The following is a 20,379-nucleotide window of genomic DNA, read 5'->3' as shown; positions in this document are numbered from 1 at the left end:
ACAGCCCGCGCGTCCATCCGGCAGGAGAACGAATGAGGCCCTATGGTCCTCCGGGACGAGTTCGGCCTGCTCGGTCTTGGTGTGATGATGGAGTGCTGGAACTCTAGGTGCGAGTGGTCGGGCCGTGACTCGCACCTCGCCGTTGCATGTTGGCTCTACGCCACCGGTTTCCAGACCAAGGTCGCAGTGGCTCCGGCGGGGAGGGTGTAGGTGGTCTTCCGGCCGGAGTCGCTGAGGGTGAATGTGTGATCGGTTCCGTCGTTGGCGGTTACGACCAGTACACGGCTGCCGTCAGGATTGTCGAACGTGACGCCTTCGAGCCCGCATTGCCAGCCGGATACCGGCGTGGTCGGGCAGGCGCTGGGGGTGGTGGTGTCGACTCGTTTGGCGCCGAGCTGGATGAACTTGCTGAAGTGCGCCAAGGCCCAGTAGTCGGAGGTAAAGCTGTAGTCGTTGTGGTCGGTGTTCACGGTGACCGGTGCGATGCAGTCCTGTCCCGCAGAAGGTCCGACTAGCCCGCGGCAGCCGTTGCCCATCTTGGGGCCGCCGTTCTGATCGAGGACCGCGTTCCAGAGCTGGATCCCCTGTGCGCCCGCCCGCAGCGAGCGGATCATCATCTGCTGCGGGTCGACATTGCTGAGTTTGCTCGAGCATTCGGTGACCAGCTGCGCCTTCTCCGGGTATGCGCGGGATTGGATGTCGATGCTGGAGGGATCGGTGAGGTAGCAGTGGTACGCGAATCCGGCGACCTGGTCCCGGGCCTGTGACATGACGCCGGGGATGTAGACCTCCGACCGTTGGAAACCGTCGTCGTAGGCCATCACGCCGATCGACAACCCGGCCTGGGCCAGAGCGGGCGCGATGTGGTCACGAATCAGGATCCCCTGCTGGACCGGGTCGAGGTAGCTTTCGGGGATTCCCACGACCATTGCCAGCGGTGTCATCGGTTCGTTCTGCACTCCGAGGTAGTCGATCGGGATACCTTGATCACGGTATGCCTGAACGAATTTCACCAGGTACTGAGCGAACGCCGGGTAGTACTCGGGTTTGAGGTGCCCCAGTGGTCCGGTCGTGGTGACGAGGGTGTCGTCGGTCTTCATCCACGCTGGCGGGGTCCAGGGGTTGGCCATGACCGTCATGTTCGGGTTGGCTTCCACGGCCGCACGGGCCGCCGGGATCACGTACTTCATGTCCCGGTCGATCGAGAAGTCCCGCAGCGACGGGTCGGCGCCCCCGGGCGGCTGATCATCGGGTGTACCGAGTTCGCCGACCACGTAGTCGGATGCACCGATCGGAAGGCGCAGAAACGACAGTCCGATTCCCTCCGTGGGGGAGAACAGCTTTCGAATCACGTCCTCGCGCTGCGCCTTCGGCAGGTGATCGGAAAGCAGGTACGCCGACGATTCGGTCATCGCTACACCGAATCCGGCGGTCAGAACCTGACCGGTCATCGCCGGGTTGACCACGACCCGTTCGCCATTGGGAATCGATCCGGTGGTGAACTCCAGGTCGGGTTGCCGCTGCAATGTCGTTCGCAGATCCGTGGTGGTCAGATAGACGGCGACGGGATCGGCTGGTTCGCTCACCGCTGTTGCGGGCTGCGCCGCTGCGATGACCATCGCGGTCGCCGAGCAGACCAGGGCTCGCTGAATTCGCATGCTATTCCTTATGTCCCGGCGCGCCGGAACATGCTCATTGTTTCTGAACCCGGCCACGGACACACCCCCTCTGGCCAGGGATCGGTGGCTTCGTGGGAGCAATATGACTCCTCGTCGGAGCTTTGTGATCGAGGGCACGCGCCGCCGAATTAGACAATACACACAGACGAATCTGTGTCCAGTCGTTTCGCTGGTTTCGATCGCTAGGCTGACGAGGTTGTGTCGTCATATGTCAGGGGTTTGTTTGCGTACGCACGGATGGTCGGGTTCCACACCGGGCAGCGACGATGAGGCCGTAGAGCGCATCCTCGCCGCCGCCGGTGAGCTCATCGACACCTCCGATGAGGACGTCACCATCCTGAAAGTCGCCCAGCGCCTGGGTGTCAGCCGCCAGACCGTGTATCGCTACTTCGACAGCACCGCCGCACTGCTGGTAGCGGCCGCGGAACAGGTGGCCATCAACTTCCGCAACGATCTCGCCGACTCGCTGCGGGGAATCTCCGACCCGGCCGAGGCCATGGTCGAGGCGATGGCCGTTACCGTCGAGCTGGTCGGCGGGCACCCCCGCGTCGGACTGCTGTTCCGCCCCGCTCAACACGGACGGTTCGCCGGGAGCGTCACCGACAACACGGCGACAGGCCTGGCCCGCTCGATCCTCGATGGACTCGATGTCGACTGGGAGCGCCACGGTTGGCGCGACAGCGAGCTCGACGAGCTGGTCGAACACTGCCTGCGAGTCATCCAGTCCTTCCTGCTGGAATCCGGCCACTCTTCACATACCGGAGTCGACCTGCGCCGCTACCTTCGCCGATGGGTCGCGCCGGCGATCATCCCAACCGCCACCTCTCCTGAATAACCGCGATTCCGGGTGGCCTGATGCCCCGGCCTAGCGGCAGTGAAGGCGCAGATTTGCCCGGATCGGGCGGTAGCAGCGGCGTTGCGGGTGACTGACTCTTCGCTCAACTTGGCACGACGAGCGTCGGTCACGCGCGGCATAGCGCATCTCGACCCTCGGTGTGAGCGTGCCCGCCTGTCTGGCGCGGCGCACTAGGTCTACCGGTTGGGTATTAGAACTGGTGCCCCTATGTGCCTGGGTTTACGTGACATCGCCCAATTGACCGAACCGGTCTCATTACGTGGCCTCGGCAATTCCAAGCGCTGCAACTCGATGAAACGACTGGACACGAACAATCCTCTGTGTATTGTCTGTGTCGGCGGCGCCGACAGGTAACCATCGGGTGGCCGCGAAACGCTCAATCGACTTGCGCCGCTTCGGCCGTGCCGTCTCGATTCGCTGTTCCTTCTGAGGAGTCCCATGCACCCAAAGTCCCGTCAACGAACCCTGGCCACTGCCGCGGTAGCGGCGGTAGCCGCGCTGCTGGCCGTCGCTGCCCCGGCCTCCGCGAAGCCGCTGCCCGCGAAGCCGGCGCCCGCGACGGTGGACTCGCTCGGCCCCAATTTCTACTGGGGTGTCGCAGCAGCGGGCTTCCAGAACGAGGGCCACACCCCCGACAGCAATTGGCGCCGCTATGTCGAATCCCATAAGGATTACGACCGCCCCGGTGAGATGGTCGACTTCTACGACCGCTACCTCGAAGACATCGACCTGGCAAAGGGCCTGGGCCTCAACGTGTACCGGCTCAGCGTCGAATGGGCGCGGGTGCAACCCAAGCCGGGGGTGTGGGATGAGGATGGATTCGCGTTCTACGACAAGGTGATTGCCGCGATCCGCGCCGCGGGCATGCGGCCCATGCTCACCCTCGATCACATGGTTTACCCCGGTTGGGAAGCTGATCGCGGTGGGTGGGCCGGCAAGGACTTCGCGTCGGACTGGTTGACCAACATGCGCAAGGTGGTCGATCGCTATGCCTCGGCGGACCCGCTGTGGGTGACCATCAACGAGCCGATCGCCTATGTCCAGCACGAGGTCAAGAACGGCGGGCTGAGCCTGCTGAACGTGCCGACCATGCAGAACAAGATGGCCGATGTACACAACAGCATCTACGACTACATCCATTCCGTGAGTCCGGGCGCGATGGTCACCAGCAATGTCGCGTTCGTCGCCGGCGTCGACTCGCTCGTCAACGGCAGTCTGCTCACCAAAATCCGCAACAAGCTCGACTACGTCGGTATCGACTACTACTACGGCCTGTCCCCGGACACCGTTCTGCAGTACAGCGCCCTGATCAACTCGGCGTTCTGGGATATGCCGGTGCAGGCCGACGGAATCTATTACGCGCTGCGCCGCTTCTCCAAGGAGTTCCCCGGCAAGCCGCTCTACATCGTCGAGAACGGTCTGCCGACCAAGAACGGCGCGGTCCGGTCCGACAAGTACGGTCGCGCCGACAACCTGCGCGATACCGTCTACTGGCTGCAACGCGCCAAGGCCGATGGCATGAACATCATCGGCTACAACTACTGGAGCCTGACCGACAACTACGAATGGGGTTCCTTCTCACCGCGTTTCGGTCTCTACACCATCGACGGGCTCACCGACCCCACGCTGACCCGCCGTCCCACCGACGCGGTCGACGCCTACCGTGCCATCACCCAGCAGGGTGGCGTCCCAGCCAACTATCTCCCGACGCGCAAGCCGACCTTCTGCTCGCTGGTCAATCTGATCGACAGCTGCATCGATCCGGTCTCGTTGCCGCGATAACCCTGTCCCGCAGCAGTACTCACCTGCCCCGTGGGTGTCCACGGGGCGCGTGAGTCCGAGAGAAAGTCCGACGTGAATGCCTCGGCCACGCAACATCCTGTGGATCTTTGGTGACCCAGCCGGTCGCACATTCCTTGCCTGGCTACGCACCGTCCTGTGGCTCTTTGCTGGTGCCCTCGCACTCCATCAGCTCATCTACCCGACCGGCACGGCATTGTTCGTGTGGTGATGGCCCAGCGGAGCTGTCGGAGCTGTTCATGGAGCGAGTCGGCAGTGACTCAGGCTTCACGGCTACGGGAGCAGGTGCGCGCCGGCACCCGGGCGGATCCGGGTGCATACCGGCCGTGGATGCCCGGCGGCGGCGACCGCGTCCGGTAGCTCCGCGGCGATGCGGGCCGCTGCGGCGGCCGGGGCGTAGGCGATCACGGTGCCGCCGAAGCCACCTCCGGTCATGCGGGCACCGTACGCGCCTGCGGCTACCGCGCTTTCGACAATGAGATCGATTGCGGGGGTGGTGATTTCGAAGTCGTCGCGCATCGAAGCGTGCGAAGCGGTCATCAACGCACCGAAACCGGCGGCGTCACCGGCCCGTAGCGCGGCGGCGCCGTCGAGAACCCGGCGGTTCTCGGTGAGCACGTGCCGGGCGCGGCGGCGCACCTCGTCGTCGGTAAGTCGACGCCAGGCATCGTTGTCGGCTTCCCGCAGGGATACCACGCCGAGCAGTTCGGCGGCTTGCTCGCAGGCCCGGCGACGACGGCCGTACTCGCCGGCAGCGTTCCGGTGCGGGGTGCGCGAGTCGACGGCCAGCCACGCGCCCTCGGCGGGTTCCAGCGGAACCGGGGTCACTTCTACGGACCGGAAGTCGACCAGCAGTGCGGTGTCCACGGCGCCGTACAGCGCGGCGAGCTGGTCCAGCATCCCGGTCGGCGCGCCGACGTACTCGTTCTCCGCCCGTTGCGCGATCCGGGCCAGCTCGATGCGATCGACATCGGCGCCGGCCGCCGCTGTCAGCGCGGACAGCACAGCGCACTCCAACGCTGCCGACGAGGACAGGCCCGCACCGACGGGCACCGTCGAGGTGATCCGCATCTGCCCGGCGGGCACTGCCACGCCGTATTCGCGCAGCGCCCACACGCAGCCCGCCACGTAGCCGCCCCACCCGGTGATCCGGTCCGGACCCGGGGCCGTGTCGAGCGGGACCGGCACGGTGTCGGGCTGCCGGTCGGACTCGACACGGATCGTCGCGGCCCGGTCGCTGACCTCGAAGTCAGCGACGGTGCCGGCCTCGAGCGCGATCGGCAGCGCGAATCCCGCGTTGTAGTCGGTGTGTTCGCCGATCAGGTTGACGCGCCCTGGCGCGTACGCCCGTACCCGCGTCATCGCAGCACCGCCCGCAGCTCAGCGGCGATGGTTTCCGGAGTCTTGTCGTTGACGAAGGTGTCCCGCCCGGATTCCGAGCCGGCGAGGTACTTGAGCTTGTCTTCGCTGCGGCGGATGGAGAACAGTTCGGCGTGAAGATAGCCCTCCGCGGCGTCCGCCCGGTATTGGTGCCAGGACGCGATGTAGGGCAGCGGCCGCGCGTACAGGGCGTCGAAGGCCCGCAGCACCGTGCGATAGACCCGGGCCAGATCGTCGGCTTCGTCGTCGGTGAGCTCGGTGAGGTTGTGCACGTGGCGATTCGGGAGGACGTGCACCTCGACCGGCCAGCGCGCGGCATAGGGGACGAACGCCGTGGTGTGCGCGGTGCGCACCAGCACTCTGGTGCCGTCGGCGATCTCGGCCTCGAGCAGCGCCTCGAACAGGTCTGCGCCGTGCTCGGCCCGGTATTCAGCGGCCGTGCGCAGCAGGGCTCGGGTGCGTCGGGTGCGGAACGGATAGCCGTAGATCTGACCGTGCGGATGCGGCAGGGTGACACCGATTTCCGTGCCGCGGTTCTCGAAACAGAACACCTCGGCGATGTCGTCGCGGGAATACAGCTCGGCGGTGCGCTGCGCCCACACGTCGATCATCAAGCGGGCGTGGGCATCTGGGAGCGCGGCGAAGGAGCCGTCGTGATCGCTGCTGAAGCACACCACTTCACAGCGGCCGGTGCCGCGTTGCTCGTGGCGCAGCGGATCCTGCTGCGACTCGGCCGGATACGGCCGCTGTGGAGTGTCCAGCGAGGGAAATCGGTTCTCCAGCACCGCGACCCGATAGTCCGCGGCCGGGATCTCGCTGGAGCGTCCCTCGGGATCCGGGCACAGCGGGCACATCTGCCGGGGCGGGAAGTAGGTGCGTTCCTGCCGGGCGGGCGCCAGGATCACGTGGTCCCCTGTGCGCGGATCACGGCGCACGGTGGTGGTGGGCAACGCCGGTCGGAGCGGCAGGTCGCGCCGGTCCACGCCGAGCGCGGTGTCGGTGTCGAACAGCAGGATCTCGCGATCGTCGGCGAGCCGGCCGCGGACCGGGGTCGGCAGCACGCGGCTCATGCCGAGACTCCTTCCGCGATGGTCAGCGGCAGTACCGCATCGAGTACTTCCCGCGCCGCGGTGCTCAGTCCGGCGTCGGAGATCAGGCCGTCGACGGCGTCGAAATCGGCGAACAGATGGGTGCCGATCTCGCCGAACTTGGTGTGATCGGCCAGCATCAGCGTCGAGCGGGAGGCGCCGATCAGGCGCCGATTGGTTTCGGCCTCACCGATATTCGGGGTGGTGAAGCCGGCCGCGGGGTCGATTCCGTGGGTGCCGAGCAGCGCCAGATCGCAGCGTACGCGTTCCAGCATGGCGTTGGCGACCGGTCCGACCAGGGCGTCGGACGGTGTGCGCTGCCCGCCGGTGAGCTGCACCTCGCCGGCGGGCAGATGATTGTCGTCGGGATCGGTGAGGGCGTGGAAGATCGAGATGGAGTTGGTCACCACCGAGACCTCCCGTCCGCGCAGCAGCCGGGCCAGTTGCAGAGTGGTGGTGCCGGCGCCGATGGCCAGCGTCATGCCGTCCTCGACCCGGGTCGCCGCGGTCCGTGCGATGGCCAGCTTCTCGGCGATTTCGCGTTCGGCCTTGCGAGCCGAGGTCGGCTCGAGGCCCCGGATGGCCGAACCACCACCGGTAAGAATGGCGCCGCCATGGACTTTGACCAGTTCTCCGGCCGCCGCCAGCCGGTCCAGATCGCGCCTGATGGTCATCTCCGACACGTTCAACTCGGTGGACAGGTCCAGCACCCGGACGGCACCGTAGGCGATGGCGGCGTCGAGGATCCGGCGGCGGCGTTCAGCAGCGAGCATCCGCGGAAACTATCACCATCGAACACATATCAACAATTCCGAACATGGTCCGTCAGTCGCGACCGGCGGGGCGCAGCGCGACCCAGGCGGCGAGGGCCAGGGTGACCAGCAACAGAATGCCGCCCACCCACAGGTTGGCTCCGCTGCCGGCCGCGAGGTCGGCGCGATCGGGCGAGTGCGATGCGGTGCCGGCGCCGACTCGCGCCAGTGCGGGTGCGAGCCCGGCGACGAGCAACAGCACGCCGTACACGCCCAGTAGTGCGGCGACGATGGACCGGATGTCGAACAGCGCGGCCCATGGGCTCGGCTTCTCGGGGGTGTTCACGATACGACTCCTTCTGTGCGTGAACGGGATACGGGTCAGCGGAAGACGAGGCTGAGCGCGACGGCCGCCCCCAGCACCACGAAGCCCAGCGGCACCGGACGGGCGTACCACGCGGCGCCCGCAGCGTCGCCGGCGGAAGCGGTTCGGTCCGTGCGTGAATAGACCAGGCCCGCCAGTTCGGACTCCGGGCGCGGCGTCGTCACCAGCGACACCACGACAGAGATCGCGATATCGGTCACGAACGCCACCGACGCCGCCACGAAGGCCATCCCCTGGCCGGGCAGGTCGATCACCCCGGTCTCCTGCAGCACGAAAACCGTCACGGCGGAAGCGGTTCCGGCCACCAGCCCCACCCAGCCCGCGGTCGCGGTCATCCGCTTCCAGAACATGCCGAGCAGGAAGGTCGCGAACAGTGGCGCGTTGAAGAAGCCGAACAAGGTCTGCAGGTAGTCCATCAGGTTGGAGTAGCCCGCGGCGATGGTCGCGGTGCCGATCGCCAGCAGCACCGCCGCCGCGGTGGCCACCTGGCCGACCCGGATGTAGTACCGGTCTTCGCGGTCGCGGATCACGTACCGCTGCCACAGGTCGAAGCTGAACACGGTGTTGAACGCGGAGACGTTCGCTGCCATCCCGGCCATGAACGAGGCGATCAGGCCGGCCACCGCGATACCCAGCAGCCCGTTGGGCAGGATGTCGCGGATCATCAGCAGCATGGCGTCGTTGTAGGTCACCCCGTCGGACGCGCCGGTGTTCTTGAGATTGATCATGTCGCCGACCATGGCGGCGCAGATCATGCCCGGCACCACGACGACGAAGGGGATCAGCATCTTCGGGATGGCGGCGATGATCGGTGACCGGCGGGCCGCGGACAGCGACTCCGAGGCCATCGCGCGCTGGACCTCGACGAAGTTGGTGGTCCAGTAGCCGAACGACAGCACGAACCCGAGACCGAACACGATCCCGACCACCGACCACACCGGCGAGGAGAACCCGCTCAGCGCCTGTCCCGGCCAGGTCTGCATCTGCTCGGCGGCGGTCGCGGTGACCGCGCCGTCGGCATTGTGCGTGTCGATCAGCTTGTCCCGCAAACCACTCCAGCCGCCGACCTTGATCAGGCCGATGACGGTGAGCGGCACCAGCGCCGCGAGGATCACGAAGAACTGCAGTACCTCGTTGTAGATCGCGGCGGACAGCCCACCGAGCGCGGTATAGGTGAGCACCACCCCCGCCGCCACGATCAGAGACACCCAGCGCGGCCAGCCCAGCACCGCGTTGACGACCGTCGCGAGCAGGTAGAGGTTCACCCCGGCGATGAGAACCTGCGCCACAGCGAAACTTAGCGCGTTGACCAGGTGCGCGCCGGGGCCGAAGCGCCGGAGCATGAACTCCGGCACGCTGCGCACCTTGGAGCCGTAGTAGAAGGGCATCATCACCAGGCCGAGGAAGACCATGGCCGGGATCGCGCCGATCCAGTAGTAGTGCACGGTCGCGATGCCGATCTGGGCGCCGTTGGCGGACATGCCCATTATCTCGACCGCGCCGAGATTGGCGGAGACGAACGCGATACCCGTCACCCAGGCCGGGAGGCGCCGCCCAGACAGGAAGAAGTCGAGGCTGGAGGACACCTGGCGCCGGGCCAGGTAGCCGATGCCGAGCACGAACACGAAGTAGATCGCGATCAGCGAGTAGTCGAGAGCGCCGACGTTGAGCCGGAGCGGAGCGTCGAATGCGAGAGGCACAGCCGACGACCTCCTCACAGAGAAGTTCGAGTAGATCGCCCCAGAACCTAACAGGTCCGAACATTTGACTGCGCGAAACTGTTGATACCCGTCTGATTCTGGTGCGCGTGTTGCTATATTCCGCGGCCATGAGCCTTCCGCCGAACGAGGTCAGCCTGCGTAGCGCTGATGCCGCCGTACACATCACCCCGGGCACCGGCGGCCGGATCCGCAGCTTCACGGTGGCCGGGCACGAGCTTCTGCTCGACGGCGACCCACACGGGAGCTTCCCGATGGTTCCGTGGTGCGGCCGGCTGCGCGACGGTGTGCTGCACCACGCCGGGCGCTCGTACCCGTTCCCGCGCGATGCCCCACGACATGCCCTCCACGGCCTGGGCTGGACACGCGCGTGGACCGTCACCGCGTCCACCGAAACCACTGCGGAGCTGTCCTTGGACCTCGGTGCATCCTGGCCGTTCGCAGGCACTGCCACCCAGCGGATCTCGATCGACGACCACGGCCTGGACCTGGAGATGACGATTTCCACTGCCGCCGTGGACTTTCCGGCCCAAGCTGGCTGGCACCCCTGGTTCCGTCGCACTCTCTATGCGGGCGACGCACCCGTCCGAATCGACTTCGCTGCGGCCTGGCAAGAGGTACGTGGCGCCGACTACCTGCCCACCGGCGAGCGCATCGCGCCGCGACCGGGACCGTGGGACGACTGCTTCGGCATGCCCGACGGCGTCAAAGTGACGCTCACTTGGCCGGACCGCCTGGAGCTACGGATCACCAGCCCGGTGCAGTGGCTCGTCGTCTACGACGAGCGCCCAGAGGGCGTGTGCATCGAACCGCAGTCGGGTCCCCCGGACGGCCTGAATACCCTGCCGCACAGTGTTACTCCAGCCGCCCCCCTCTGTGTCCGGAGCCGCTGGGGTTGGCACGTGCACGGCTGATAAGGCATCGCCGACCGTGCGGTGAGACGGCGGCGCCGAAGAACGCCGACCGGTCCATGCGCCAGCGCTCGTGATGCCTTCAAAGCAGTACGGTGCTTCGATTGCCTGTGTCCGCAGTTCTCTTCTGTCACCGTGGAATCCGGTCGGGCACACCCGGTCACACTCTTGGCGCCACCACCAACGGCGACACCTGCCCCACCGAACTACGGCAGATCCGGTCGAGCAGCTCCGCGCCTTCGTCGCGGTCCATGCCCTCGATCTGCTCGACGAAGATCCGGTTGACGTACAGGTGCTTCTTGCCGGTCTCAGGGTGTGCCGCCACGATCGGGTGCGCGACCATCGGGTGCGCGGCCCGCATCTCATCGCGCTTGTCCTCGGGCAGCGCGTGCCCGAAGGCCCGGCTGAAGTCGTGGATGGCGTCGCGTCCGTCGATGAGGTTCTTGGTCTCCTCGTCGAGGGAGTCGTAGGCGCGGACGTCGAGCGCGGCGGCGGGTCGTGGCAGCGGTGCTGACCAGCGCGGCTGATCTGTTCGCCGAACGCGGTCCGGCCGCCACATCGATCCGCGATATCGCCGACCGCGCGGGGTCGATCACGGGTTGGTGTTCCGGCACTTCGGCGCCAAGGACAAACTGGTGGCGGCCGTGCTCACCTATCTGGGAACCGAATCGGCGGCACTGGACGCCGACCATCCGCTGACCGCCGCCGACCCGCGCTGGCAACGCCATTGGGTCGTGCTGGTCCGCTGCATTCTCGACGGGTTCGACATCGCCTCGCTGCAGGATCAGTTCCCGGTGATGTCCCTGCTACTCGAGCAGGCGCGCGGCCACCACGACGATGAACGGCAAGCGGCGATCGCCGTGGCGAACGTCGCCGCGCTCGAACTCGGATGGAAGCTGTTCGGACCGTTCTTGCGCGCGGCCACCGGGTTGGGCGATGTGCCCGAGGCGGAACTGCAGCGCGCATCGACAGCGAGGCCGTTCGAATTCTCCGGGGGAGTAGGGCGACGGCGAATCCGGAGCACCTCGGCGAGGACCTAGCTCTCGCCGTGCCCCACACGATGCGTTGAGCGTTGCTGAAAATGAACGCGCACGAAGACATGGCCCGACTGAGAGGACGCGGCCCGGCACTAAAACCTGTCGTCACATCAGGGGGCGAATCGGGGTGGTTCCCGATGTCGGGTGTCGGATACCCGTGCCAGTATCGAAGGCATGTATCCGTCCGCGCCCTTGTTCGACCCTGCCCGCGGGGCCGCCACCGTGGCGACCCAGCCCAAGCTGGTGCGGCGCACGGGTGGGCGTGTGGTCGGCGGGGTCGCGGGTGGGCTCTCGGATCACCTGGGGATCGATGTCTTCAAGGTGCGGATGGCGTTCGTGCTGCTGTCCGCGCTCGCCGGGGCCGGGATCGTCGCCTACGGCATGTTGTGGATCTTCACGCCCGCGGGCGCCGACGCGGCCCCGCCGACCGGATCCGAACGGCGGCAGGCCATCGGTATGGCTCTGCTCGGTATGGCGCTGTCGGTGTCGACCGCGTGGTTGTTCAACGGGACGGCCGCGCACGTGGTGGGGCCGATCATCGTGGTGGCGGTCGGCGCGGCGCTGGTGTGGCGCGAATTCGACGCGGACGGACCGAGATCGGTCATCGGACTGCCCGCCAAACCGTCGGTGGTGACGTGGGCGCGCATCGTCGGCGGGGCCACGCTCATCGTGGTCGGGCTCGGGGTGGTGGTGCTGGGGCGGATCAATCTGAGTTCGCTCGGGTCGGCGCTGCTGGCGGTGGCGGTGACCCTGGTGGGCGCCGGACTGCTGACCGTGCCGCTGTGGCTGCGCATGGTGCGGGCGCTGAATTCCGAACGGGCGGCACGGATCCGCAATGACGAACGCGAGGAGATCGCCTCGCACCTGCACGACTCGGTGCTGCAGACGCTGGCCCTGATCCAGCGCCAGGCCGACGATCCGCAGGAAGTGGTGCGGCTGGCCCGCAGCCAGGAACGCGAGCTACGCAAGTGGCTGTTCGAGGACGCCGGGCCCGCGCAGTCGAGCCTGGCCGCGGCGCTGCGCACCATCGCGGGCGAGGTGGAGGATCAGCACGGGGTGAAGGTCACCCCGGTCACCGTGGGCGATGTGTCGATGGATCTCGACGACAGCGGAATCGGTTTGCCCAAGGAGCATTTCACCGCGGTGCTGGGGGCCAGCCGGGAGGCGCTGGTCAATGCCGCCAAGCATGCCGGGGTGCCGACCATCGACCTGTACGCCGAAGTGGAGCCGCATCAGGTGAGTGTCTTCGTGCGCGACCGCGGCAAGGGCTTCGACCCGGACGCGGTGTCCAAGGACCGTCAAGGCGTGGCCAAGTCCATTCACGCCCGCATCGACCGGCGCGGCGGGCACGTGGAGATCAAGTCCTCGCCCGGCAACGGCACCGAGGTGCGAATCTTCATGCCGCGCAAGGACGGCGGCGACGAGCGGCTGGTGGTGCAGACCGACAGCCCGGAAGACGCCACGCAGCTGTGAGTTCCGGGGCGCCGGGGGCCGGGGATTGTGGTACCGATGGGGGCAGGGTTCGTCAGGTGAGGAGAACTAGGTGAGCGTCCGGGTCTTTCTGGTCGACGATCATGCGGTGTTCCGGTCCGGGGTGCGGGCGGAGCTGAGCCGTGAATCCGATATGGAGGTGGTCGGCGAGGCGGGCGGCGTCGGCGAGGCCATCGCCGGGATCAAGGCGACCGCGCCGGACGTGGTGCTGCTCGACGTGCACATGCCCGACGGCGGCGGGGTCGCGGTGCTGCAGGGCATCGACGCCGGGCCGGTGTGCCTGGCGCTCAGCGTGTCCGACGCGGCCGAGGACGTGATCGCGGTGATCCGGGCGGGCGCGCGGGGATACGTCACCAAGACCATCTCCGGGCCGGAACTGGCCGACGGCATTCGCCGGGTCTCGGGTGGGGACGCGGTGTTCTCGCCGCGGCTGGCCGGGTTCGTGCTGGACTCGTTCACCGGCAAGTCGCAGGTCCCCGAACCGCCGCTGGATCCGGAACTGGATTCGCTGACCCCGCGCGAATTGGAGGTGCTGCGGCTGCTGGCGCGCGGCTACACCTATCGCGAGATCGCCGAGACGCTGTTCATCTCGGTGAAGACGGTGGAGACCCACGCCTCGAACGTGCTGCGCAAGACCCAGCAGTCGAACCGGAACGCCCTCACCCGGTGGGCGCACCGGCGTCGCATCGACTGATCCGGATCCGTCGGAAGCGCTTACAGCACAACCAGGATGACGATGATGATCAGCAGGCCGATGAGCAGGCCGATCGCCACCGCCAGCGGGCCCGCGTTCGGGCCCAGCTTGCTGAAATCGAACTCGAAGCCCTTCGGTTTGGGCTGTGCCGCGACCGGGGCCGCGGGGGTGGTGCGCTGCGGGCGGGGCAGCGGGCTGGAGTTGGGGCTGCGCAGTCCGGCCGCGGAATTGCGGGCCGCCCACGCCGGAATCGTCCCGTCCTCCGTGCGGACCGGTGCGTTCAGGATGTAGGGCGCGGTGCCGGGACCGAAAGCGGCGGTGAGGATCTCGTTGCGGGCCTCGGTCATGGTGGGGCGGCGCTGCGGGGCGGGCTCCATCATGTGCAGCAGGACCTCGGTGAGCGGGCCGCTGCGGGCGGGCGGGGTGATCTGGGCCATGGCGGCGCGCTCCACGATGACATTGCTGTCCTCGTCGAAACCGTAGGGCGGCTGGCCCTCGATGGCGGTGTACAGCGTTGCGCCGAGCGAGAATACGTCGCTGGCGGTGGTGGGGCGGGCCCCGCGGGCGACCTCCGGCGGCAGGTAGGCGGGGGTGCCGGTGATGACGTCGCCGATCTCCTCGCTGGTGTCGTTGGCGCCGCTGGAGATGCCGAAGTCGGAGAGTTTGACCATGCCGACCTCGTCGCCGCGGTCGGCGACCAGGATATTGCCGGGCTTGATGTCGCGGTGCACGATGCCCGCGGCGTGCGCGGTGGCGAGCGCGTCGGCCACCTGCGCGCCGATCTGCGCCACCTCGATCGGGGACAACTGATCCGCCAGCGCAAGGGCTTTGGCGACACTGCGCGAGGGCAGGTACTCCATGACCAGCCAGGGTTCACCGGCCTCGAGCACCACGTCGTAGACGGCGATGGCGTGCTCGTGTGACAGCTTGGCCGCGACCCGGCCCTCGTGCATGATCCGGCTGCGGACCTCGCGCGCCTCGTCCTCGCTCAGGCCCTGCGTGGTGAGGACCTGTTTGATGGCGACATCGCGGTGCAGCAGGCGATCGGTCGCCAGCCAGACGGCACCCATGCCGCCGCCGCCGAGCTTGGATTGCAGACGGTAGCGGCCGGCCACCAGATAATCGGGGCCGACAATGGGACGAGCGCGTTCGGTCACGGGTGCAGGGTAGCGGAAAACCATCCTGACTGGCCTGGTTCGAAACCCGGGGTTTGCTGGGTCTTGCGGCGCGGTCTCGCGGATTCCTTTCCAGACCTATACGGACACACCGTGTTTCGCATGCCCTCCGATTCCGGGGGAGCGGTGGGAGATTCTCGGAGGTCCGGGGATCTTCCGGACGAAACGACACGTGACCCGCGCACGCTCCCTTCTGGACAGCCGGTTGCCGCCGGGCCGGGCGGCGGGCGGGGCGAGGCCGCACAGGTTGTGTGGCCGTGGTGGGGGCCACTGACTCTTGACGCGTCCCGGGACTCGAGTTCTACTGTGCATTGATCGAACAACAGTTCGATTATGTCAGGTAGCTGGATCGGTGCTAGCCCGTCGACTGGGAGAGGTGGTCACTGGATGGGTGCGGCGGCGGAAGCCAGGCGGGAACAGCTGGCGGAGTTGCGGCGACGAATGGCCGCGGTCCCGGCGCGCGGCGCCGAGGTCGCGGCGCGCGTACCGGTGGCGGCGGAGCCGCGGCGGGAGCCGTTGCCGGTGCCGGCGGCACTCGAAAACCTTTTGCCCGACGGCGGATTGGCCAAGGGTTCGGTGGTCGTCTACAACGGCGCCGGCTCGCTGATCTCCGGGCTGCTGGCCGCGGTGACGAGCGCCGGCGGGCACGCCGCCGTGGTCGGGCTGCCGCGGCTGGGCCTGCTGGCCGCCGCCGAGATGGGGGCGCGGCTGGACCGGCTGGCCGTGGTCTCCGATCCCGGGCCCGATCCCCTCGAAGTTGCCTCGGTATTGCTCGATGGCCTGGACCTGGTGGTTCTCGGGCTGAACGGGCTGGCGGTGCCGATGTCCCGCGCCCGCGTCCTGGCCGCCCGCGCCCGCGGCAAGAACTCCACGCTGATGGTGACCAACGGCTCCTGGTCGGGCTCCGCGCTGCACATCGACACCCGGGTCGCCGGGTACAGCGGACTGGGCCGGGGCTGCGGCCGGTTGCGGACCGTCCGCCTCGACGTCTCGGTCCGCGGCCGCTCCGCCCAGCCCCGGCTCGGCCACCTGTCCCTGAGTCCGGCCGACGGCCGCGTCGAATGGGTGTCCACCGCGGACGCCGACACCGCCGTCCCCGCCGCGCCCGAGCTACGGCTCGCTCGCCATGCCGCGTCCTGACCGCACCGCGGGCGGCTGCCATGTCCCGGCCTAGGCGGGTCCTGGTCGTCTGGTGCCCGGACTGGCCCGCGGTGGCGGCCGCCGCCGACGCGGGGGCCGAGGCCACCCGGCCGGTGGCGGTGCTCGCGGCCAATCGGGCGATCGCGTGCACGGCGACCGCGCGGGCCGAGGGGATCCGGCGCGGGCTGCGGAAGCGGGAGGCGCAGGGCCGGTGCCCGGAACTGCTGGTGGCACAGGACGATCCGGATCGCGACGCGCGGCTGTTCGAACCCGTGGTGACGGCCGTGGACGCGACGGTGCCGGGGGTCGAGGTGCTGCGGCCGGGCATGCTGGCGCTGTCGGCGCGCGGCGCGGCGCGGTTCTTCGGATCGGAGGAGGCCGCGGCCGAACGACTGGTCGACGCGGTGGCCGCGGTCGGGGTGGAATGCCAGATCGGCATCGCCGACGAATTGTCCACCGCGGTCTTCGCCGCCCGCCGCGCCACCCTGGTGCCGTCCGGCAAGGGGGCGGAATTCCTTGCGCCCATGCCGATCTCGGAGTTGGCGGGGGAGCCGGTGCTGGCCGCGGCGCAGCGGGTCGAGCTGGTGGATCTGCTGCACCGGCTGGGGCTGCGCCGGATCGGCGACTTCGCGGCGCTCACGCCCGCCGAGGTGGCGTCGCGGTTCGGGGCGGACGCCATCGTCGCGCACCGGTGCGCCCGCGCGCTGCCGGAGCGCCCGCCCGCGGCCCGCCTGCCCGCCGCCGACCTCACCGTCGAACAGCGCTGCGACCCGCCGATCGAACGCGTCGACATGGCGGCCTTCGCGGGCCGCATGCTCGCCGCCGAACTGCACACCAAACTCGCCGCGGCCGCGGTGGCCTGCACCCGCCTGGTGATCCACGCCGAAACCGAGGCGGGCGAGGAGTTCTCCCGCATCTGGCGCTGCGCCGAACCCCTCACCCCCGACAGCACCGCCGACCGCATCCGCTGGCAGCTCGACGGCTGGCTCACCCGCCGCGCCCTGGACCGCGCCCACACCTACCGGAACAGGGCGAAGCCCTCTGAGCGTGAACCGGATCCGGTCGAGGACTGGGAGTCCGGGCCGAACGCCGCCATCATCTTGCTGCGGCTGGAACCGGTGGAGGTGGTGTCGGCCGGGGCCTTGCAGCTGGGGCTGTGGGGTGGGGTCGGGGAGGACGAGGAGCGGGCGCGGCGGGCATTGATCCGGGTGCAGGGTCTGCTGGGCGGGGACGCCGTGCGGATGGGGGTGCTCAGTGGCGGGCGGGGGCCGGAGGAGCGGATCACCATGGTGACGCTCGGGGACGAGCCGGTGCCGGCGAACGATCCGGCGCAGCCGTGGCCGGGCCGATTGCCCGAGCCCGCACCGGCGCTGGTGCTCACGCATCATCCGGAGGTGCGGCTGGAGGGGGTCGACGGGTCGCCGGTCTGGGTCAGTGATCGCGGCATGTTCACGGCCGATCCGGTTCAGCTGCACTGGGGCAGTAGTTCCTGGCGGCTGTCGGGCTGGGCGGGACCGTGGCCGGTGGACGATCGGTGGTGGACGCACCGGTTCGAGGACGGTTTCGCCGCGCGCGCCCAGGTGCAGCTGGACGCGGAGGACGCCACCCGGCTGCGCGCGCTACTGCTGATCGGCTACGACAACGTCTGGCACGTGGAGGGTCTATACGAGTAGCGGTCTCAGATGCCGAGCGGCAGGTGCAGATCCATCATGTCCGGCCAGAGTTCCGGCCAGGGGTGCAGCGGGCCGCGGCAGACCGTGATGGCGATGCCGGTGTTCACGCCGGGGAATCCGTTGGGGTTGTCGAGGTGGTCGAGGACCCGGACATTGCCGAACTGGCGGCGCAGGGTCGGTTCGGTGCTGTCGAGGCCGACGTAGAGCACCGCGCCGATGTCGCTGGGCGGCGGGCCGAAGTAGCCGAAGCCGCGGTTGGGGCTGTAGACGGGCGGCAGGCCGTAGTCGCGGCCGAAGTTCTGGATGGCGGCGGCCTGCCAATAGTTCTGGGCGACGATCGCTTTGGGCCGCTCGGATTCGGGCAGCTGCCGGTAGGCGTCGGCGACCTTGGCGGTCAGCTCGGACCAGCCCGAGTAGCCGTAGATGCTGGTCCGCATGGCGAAGTCGGCCTGGGTGCGGATGGCGGTGTGCACCCGCGACGGCGGCTGCGGCAGGGCGGCCACCAGCGCCGCGATGATCACCAGCGACAACCCGATGACCGGCAGCGCGACCACTCGCAGCACCCGATTACCGCGCTCGCCGCGGTAGTAGGGCAGCGCGACCGCGCCGATGCCGAACAGCACCGGCAGGAATCCGGCGGTGTAGTACGGCCGTCCGTGCCCGAACAGCACCACGGCCACCAGCAGGCCGGAGGCGACGAGCATGAACATGTAGGGCCGCAGCCAGCGTTCCCGGGCCAGGCTCCAGAACGCCCAGCCCGCGAGCAGGCCGCCGAGCAGTCCGGCCAGTCCGATCATCTGCGGCAGGCAGGCCAGCGGTCCGCCGCCGGCGGCGTCCTGTTCGGCGCCGATCACCTTGCTCATGGCCAGCGCGGGCCAGCCGTGCTGGTTCTGCCACCACAGGCCGGGCAGGGCGGAGGCGGCGAAGATGCCCGCACCGATCCAGAGTCCGCGCCGCCACAGCAGTTCCCGCGGTCCGGCGACGACGATGCCCGCGGCCAGGCAGAGCAGGATGGTGGGGATGAACCACTTGACCTGGAGGTCGACGGCGGCGACCACGCCGATCGCGATGAGCAGCCGGTCGTCGCGGGTGCGGATCCAGCGGATGAGCAGCCAGATGATGGCGGCCTGCAGGGTGGCGTCGAAGGAGAAGGTGCTCAGTTGCACGGCCTGGGTCGCGGCGAGCGGGGAGATGCCGTAGGCGGCGGCCGCGATCAGTTGGGCGGTGCGGGAGCCGCCGAGTTCGTAGGCGACCGCGGCGCTGATCACGGCGGCGGCGGCGGTCATCAGGACGGCCGGTAATCGCAGCATCGGCGCGGAGCCGGGAGCGACGGCGTCGGCCAGGTGGGCGACGAGTGGGATCAGGACGCCTTGGTCGGCGTAGGTGAGACTACGGTGGGCTCCGGCGGCGATGAAATACAGTTCGTCACCGAAGAAGTCGTAGCGCAGTGTCGGGACGGCGAGAAAGGTCCCGCAGAGCGCGGCTAGTAGGAGGACCCAGGCGGTAGCGAAGGTCGGCCGCGGCGGGCTCGGTTCATCGAGTTCGACCGCGGGGGCGGCAGCATTGAGAACCATATTTCCCCGACAAACAAGTATTGCTAAATCGGGGATCACGCTACCGTCAGGGCTGACCGATTACCGAAAAATGTGAAAGTGATCTATTTCACACGGCAAACCGCTTGGTATCACGCCTGGACCTGCGCAGTTCCACATTCATTCGTCAAGTGAATGAATAGGCAACCGTATCTGTATTCGATATGGCGGAGCACACAAATTGCGGCGGCGACCACTCAGCGATCCGTACTCTGGACAATCGTGGAGTCAACGGTCACCCGGGTCGAGTTCGATGACGTGTCGATCGCCTATCGCGATTCCGGCGCCACGGGCGGCCATCTCTACAGCGACACGCCGGTGGTCCTCGTGCACGGCATGGGCGGCGACGGGCACACCTGGGACCGGTTCGCGACCCAGCTGGTGCGCCGCGGCCGCCGGGTCATCATTCCGGACCTGCGCGGGCACGGGCGCAGCGCGCACACCGCTTCCTACCGATTCGAGGAATTCGGCTCCGACATCCTCGCGCTGTGCGACCGGATCGGGCTCGACACCGTCGACCTGGTCGGGCATTCCCTCGGCGGCTACGCCATCTCCTGGGTGGCCATGCAACGCCCGGAACTGGTCCGGCGCTTGGTGATCGAGGAACAGCCGCTGCCGCTGCGCTCCGGCGACGAACAGGTGAGCTTCACCCGCAGGCTGCCGTCGATCCCCGAACTGTGGCACGCCACCACCAGCCTGCTGCGGCACCCGCGCGCGGTACTGGCCTTCGACCGATCCATGACCGGCGACGCGCTCGAACAGTTCCGCAAGCCCTACCCCGAATGGTGGGACGGGCTGTCCGACATCACCGCCCCCACCCTGTTCCTGCGCGGCGGCCCCGGCGGCATGGTCGACCCCGACAAGCTCGAGCAGCTGCGCGCCGGCCTCGCCGACTGCACCGTCCGCGCCTTCGACTGCGGGCACAGCATCCACCGCGACCGCTACCCCGCCTTCGAGGCCGAAGTGCTCCCCTTCCTGGGGCACTGAGCTGCCGGTATCTAGAGTTGA

Annotated in this window: 18 protein-coding genes and 1 pseudogene; 10 read left to right on the top strand and 9 right to left on the bottom strand. The window is 68.3% G+C overall.

The genetic code is table 11. From position 1 onward, the window contains the following. Positions 1 to 155: 155 nt before the first annotated feature. Positions 156 to 1,658 (bottom strand): glycoside hydrolase family 30 beta sandwich domain-containing protein, encoded by a 1,503-nt coding sequence (locus ABZ382_RS35365; RefSeq protein ID WP_357098313.1) that lies wholly within the window; start codon positions 1,656 to 1,658, stop codon positions 156 to 158. A gap of 244 nt (positions 1,659 to 1,902) precedes the next feature. Between ABZ382_RS35365 and ABZ382_RS35360 the strand changes: the two genes are divergently transcribed. From ABZ382_RS35360 to ABZ382_RS35350, 3 genes are all read left to right on the top strand, one after another. Continuing rightward, positions 1,903 to 2,514, top strand: a complete 612-nt coding sequence (locus tag ABZ382_RS35360; protein WP_357098310.1) for a TetR/AcrR family transcriptional regulator — start codon at positions 1,903 to 1,905, stop codon at positions 2,512 to 2,514. Between the two features lie 459 nt (positions 2,515 to 2,973). Beyond that, positions 2,974 to 4,317 (top strand): family 1 glycosylhydrolase, encoded by a 1,344-nt coding sequence (locus ABZ382_RS35355; RefSeq protein WP_357098307.1) that lies wholly within the window; start codon positions 2,974 to 2,976, stop codon positions 4,315 to 4,317. A 76-nt stretch (positions 4,318 to 4,393) separates the two neighbouring features. Further along, positions 4,394 to 4,546: a DUF202 domain-containing protein gene (locus ABZ382_RS35350; RefSeq protein WP_357098304.1), complete on the top strand. Its 153-nt coding sequence runs from the start codon at positions 4,394 to 4,396 to the stop codon at positions 4,544 to 4,546. Positions 4,547 to 4,608: 62 nt separating this feature from the next. Here ABZ382_RS35350 and galK read toward each other — a convergent pair whose 3' ends face one another. Genes galK through ABZ382_RS35325 form a run of 5 tightly spaced genes read right to left on the bottom strand, consistent with a single transcriptional unit; the run spans position 4,609 to position 9,640 of the window. After that, positions 4,609 to 5,697: a galactokinase gene (gene galK / locus ABZ382_RS35345; RefSeq protein ID WP_357098301.1), complete on the bottom strand. Its 1,089-nt coding sequence runs from the start codon at positions 5,695 to 5,697 to the stop codon at positions 4,609 to 4,611. Beyond that, positions 5,694 to 6,785 carry a galactose-1-phosphate uridylyltransferase gene (gene galT / locus ABZ382_RS35340; RefSeq protein ID WP_357098298.1) on the bottom strand — a complete coding sequence of 364 codons (1,092 nt, stop codon included), beginning with the start codon at positions 6,783 to 6,785 and terminating at the stop codon, positions 5,694 to 5,696. Before galT ends, galK begins: the two co-directional genes overlap by 4 nt. Then, on the bottom strand, positions 6,782 to 7,576 hold the full coding sequence (locus tag ABZ382_RS35335; RefSeq protein ID WP_357098295.1) for a DeoR/GlpR family DNA-binding transcription regulator: 795 nt from the start codon (positions 7,574 to 7,576) through the stop codon (positions 6,782 to 6,784). Before ABZ382_RS35335 ends, galT begins: the two co-directional genes overlap by 4 nt. A gap of 52 nt (positions 7,577 to 7,628) precedes the next feature. Then, positions 7,629 to 7,901, bottom strand: a complete 273-nt coding sequence (locus ABZ382_RS35330) for a hypothetical protein (protein ID WP_357098292.1) — start codon at positions 7,899 to 7,901, stop codon at positions 7,629 to 7,631. 35 nt (positions 7,902 to 7,936) lie between these two features. Continuing rightward, complete coding sequence (locus ABZ382_RS35325) at positions 7,937 to 9,640, bottom strand: sodium:solute symporter family protein (RefSeq protein ID WP_357098289.1); 1,704 nt, start codon at positions 9,638 to 9,640, stop codon at positions 7,937 to 7,939. Between the two features lie 128 nt (positions 9,641 to 9,768). Here ABZ382_RS35325 and ABZ382_RS35320 point away from each other — a divergent pair, with 128 nt between their 5' ends. Further along, entirely contained in the window at positions 9,769 to 10,572 is an 804-nt protein-coding gene (locus tag ABZ382_RS35320) for an aldose 1-epimerase (RefSeq protein WP_357098286.1), read from the top strand. 157 nt (positions 10,573 to 10,729) lie between these two features. On the opposite strand, the gene ABZ382_RS35315 is transcribed toward ABZ382_RS35320, so the two are convergent. Continuing rightward, complete coding sequence (locus tag ABZ382_RS35315; protein ID WP_357098284.1) at positions 10,730 to 11,128, bottom strand: TauD/TfdA family dioxygenase; 399 nt, start codon at positions 11,126 to 11,128, stop codon at positions 10,730 to 10,732. On the opposite strand from ABZ382_RS35315, the pseudogene ABZ382_RS35310 reads away from it, so the two are divergent. The 3 genes and pseudogenes from ABZ382_RS35310 (at position 11,068) to ABZ382_RS35300 (ending at position 13,791) form a co-directional block, all read left to right on the top strand. Beyond that, positions 11,068 to 11,609: pseudogene (locus ABZ382_RS35310) on the top strand (helix-turn-helix domain-containing protein). The gene ABZ382_RS35315 and the pseudogene ABZ382_RS35310 sit on opposite strands and share 61 nt — an antisense overlap. 171 nt (positions 11,610 to 11,780) lie before the next feature. Then, on the top strand, positions 11,781 to 13,079 hold the full coding sequence (locus ABZ382_RS35305) for a PspC domain-containing protein (protein WP_357098281.1): 1,299 nt from the start codon (positions 11,781 to 11,783) through the stop codon (positions 13,077 to 13,079). A gap of 70 nt (positions 13,080 to 13,149) precedes the next feature. Then, positions 13,150 to 13,791 (top strand): response regulator transcription factor, encoded by a 642-nt coding sequence (locus tag ABZ382_RS35300; RefSeq protein WP_213557894.1) that lies wholly within the window; start codon positions 13,150 to 13,152, stop codon positions 13,789 to 13,791. A gap of 20 nt (positions 13,792 to 13,811) precedes the next feature. Here ABZ382_RS35300 and ABZ382_RS35295 read toward each other — a convergent pair whose 3' ends face one another. After that, the gene (locus ABZ382_RS35295; RefSeq protein WP_357098277.1) at positions 13,812 to 14,972 is read right to left on the bottom strand and encodes a serine/threonine-protein kinase; all 1,161 of its coding nucleotides are present in this window, start codon (positions 14,970 to 14,972) and stop codon (positions 13,812 to 13,814) included. 381 nt (positions 14,973 to 15,353) lie between these two features. Here ABZ382_RS35295 and ABZ382_RS35290 point away from each other — a divergent pair, with 381 nt between their 5' ends. Both ABZ382_RS35290 and ABZ382_RS35285 read left to right on the top strand, forming a co-directional pair. Beyond that, a complete protein-coding gene (locus tag ABZ382_RS35290; protein WP_357098274.1) occupies positions 15,354 to 16,106 on the top strand; it encodes a hypothetical protein in 753 nt (250 codons plus the stop codon). A gap of 20 nt (positions 16,107 to 16,126) precedes the next feature. Beyond that, positions 16,127 to 17,779, top strand: coding sequence for a DNA polymerase Y family protein (locus ABZ382_RS35285; protein WP_357098271.1), 1,653 nt, complete (start codon positions 16,127 to 16,129; stop codon positions 17,777 to 17,779). 5 nt (positions 17,780 to 17,784) lie between these two features. On the opposite strand, the gene ABZ382_RS35280 is transcribed toward ABZ382_RS35285, so the two are convergent. Beyond that, a complete protein-coding gene (locus ABZ382_RS35280; RefSeq protein ID WP_357098269.1) occupies positions 17,785 to 19,353 on the bottom strand; it encodes a glycosyltransferase family 39 protein in 1,569 nt (522 codons plus the stop codon). Positions 19,354 to 19,629: 276 nt separating this feature from the next. Here ABZ382_RS35280 and ABZ382_RS35275 point away from each other — a divergent pair, with 276 nt between their 5' ends. Next, positions 19,630 to 20,358: an alpha/beta hydrolase gene (locus ABZ382_RS35275; RefSeq protein WP_357098375.1), complete on the top strand. Its 729-nt coding sequence runs from the start codon at positions 19,630 to 19,632 to the stop codon at positions 20,356 to 20,358. Positions 20,359 to 20,379 lie beyond the last annotated feature (21 nt).

The sequence above is a fragment of the Nocardia sp. NPDC005825 genome, assembly GCF_040630175.1.
GTDB lineage: Bacteria > Actinomycetota > Actinomycetes > Mycobacteriales > Mycobacteriaceae > Nocardia.
This window is presented reverse-complemented; position numbering and strand designations above follow the sequence as displayed.

Bases quoted from the DNA above. Each gene is read 5' to 3' on its own strand.
- ABZ382_RS35295 (WP_357098277.1), bottom strand. From the start codon at position 14,972: ATGGTTTTCCGCTACCCTGCACCCGTGACCGAACGCGCTCGTCCCATT.
- ABZ382_RS35365 (WP_357098313.1), bottom strand. From the start codon at position 1,658: ATGCGAATTCAGCGAGCCCTGGTCTGCTCGGCGACCGCGATGGTCATC.
- ABZ382_RS35280 (WP_357098269.1), bottom strand. From the start codon at position 19,353: ATGGTTCTCAATGCTGCCGCCCCCGCGGTCGAACTCGATGAACCGAGC.
- ABZ382_RS35335 (WP_357098295.1), bottom strand. From the start codon at position 7,576: ATGCTCGCTGCTGAACGCCGCCGCCGGATCCTCGACGCCGCCATCGCC.
- ABZ382_RS35355 (WP_357098307.1), top strand. From the start codon at position 2,974: ATGCACCCAAAGTCCCGTCAACGAACCCTGGCCACTGCCGCGGTAGCG.
- galT (WP_357098298.1), bottom strand. From the start codon at position 6,785: ATGAGCCGCGTGCTGCCGACCCCGGTCCGCGGCCGGCTCGCCGACGAT.
- galK (WP_357098301.1), bottom strand. From the start codon at position 5,697: ATGACGCGGGTACGGGCGTACGCGCCAGGGCGCGTCAACCTGATCGGC.
- ABZ382_RS35315 (WP_357098284.1), bottom strand. From the start codon at position 11,128: ATGTGGCGGCCGGACCGCGTTCGGCGAACAGATCAGCCGCGCTGGTCA.
- ABZ382_RS35350 (WP_357098304.1), top strand. From the start codon at position 4,394: ATGCCTCGGCCACGCAACATCCTGTGGATCTTTGGTGACCCAGCCGGT.
- ABZ382_RS35285 (WP_357098271.1), top strand. From the start codon at position 16,127: ATGTCCCGGCCTAGGCGGGTCCTGGTCGTCTGGTGCCCGGACTGGCCC.
- ABZ382_RS35290 (WP_357098274.1), top strand. From the start codon at position 15,354: ATGGGTGCGGCGGCGGAAGCCAGGCGGGAACAGCTGGCGGAGTTGCGG.
- ABZ382_RS35320 (WP_357098286.1), top strand. From the start codon at position 9,769: ATGAGCCTTCCGCCGAACGAGGTCAGCCTGCGTAGCGCTGATGCCGCC.
- ABZ382_RS35305 (WP_357098281.1), top strand. From the start codon at position 11,781: ATGTATCCGTCCGCGCCCTTGTTCGACCCTGCCCGCGGGGCCGCCACC.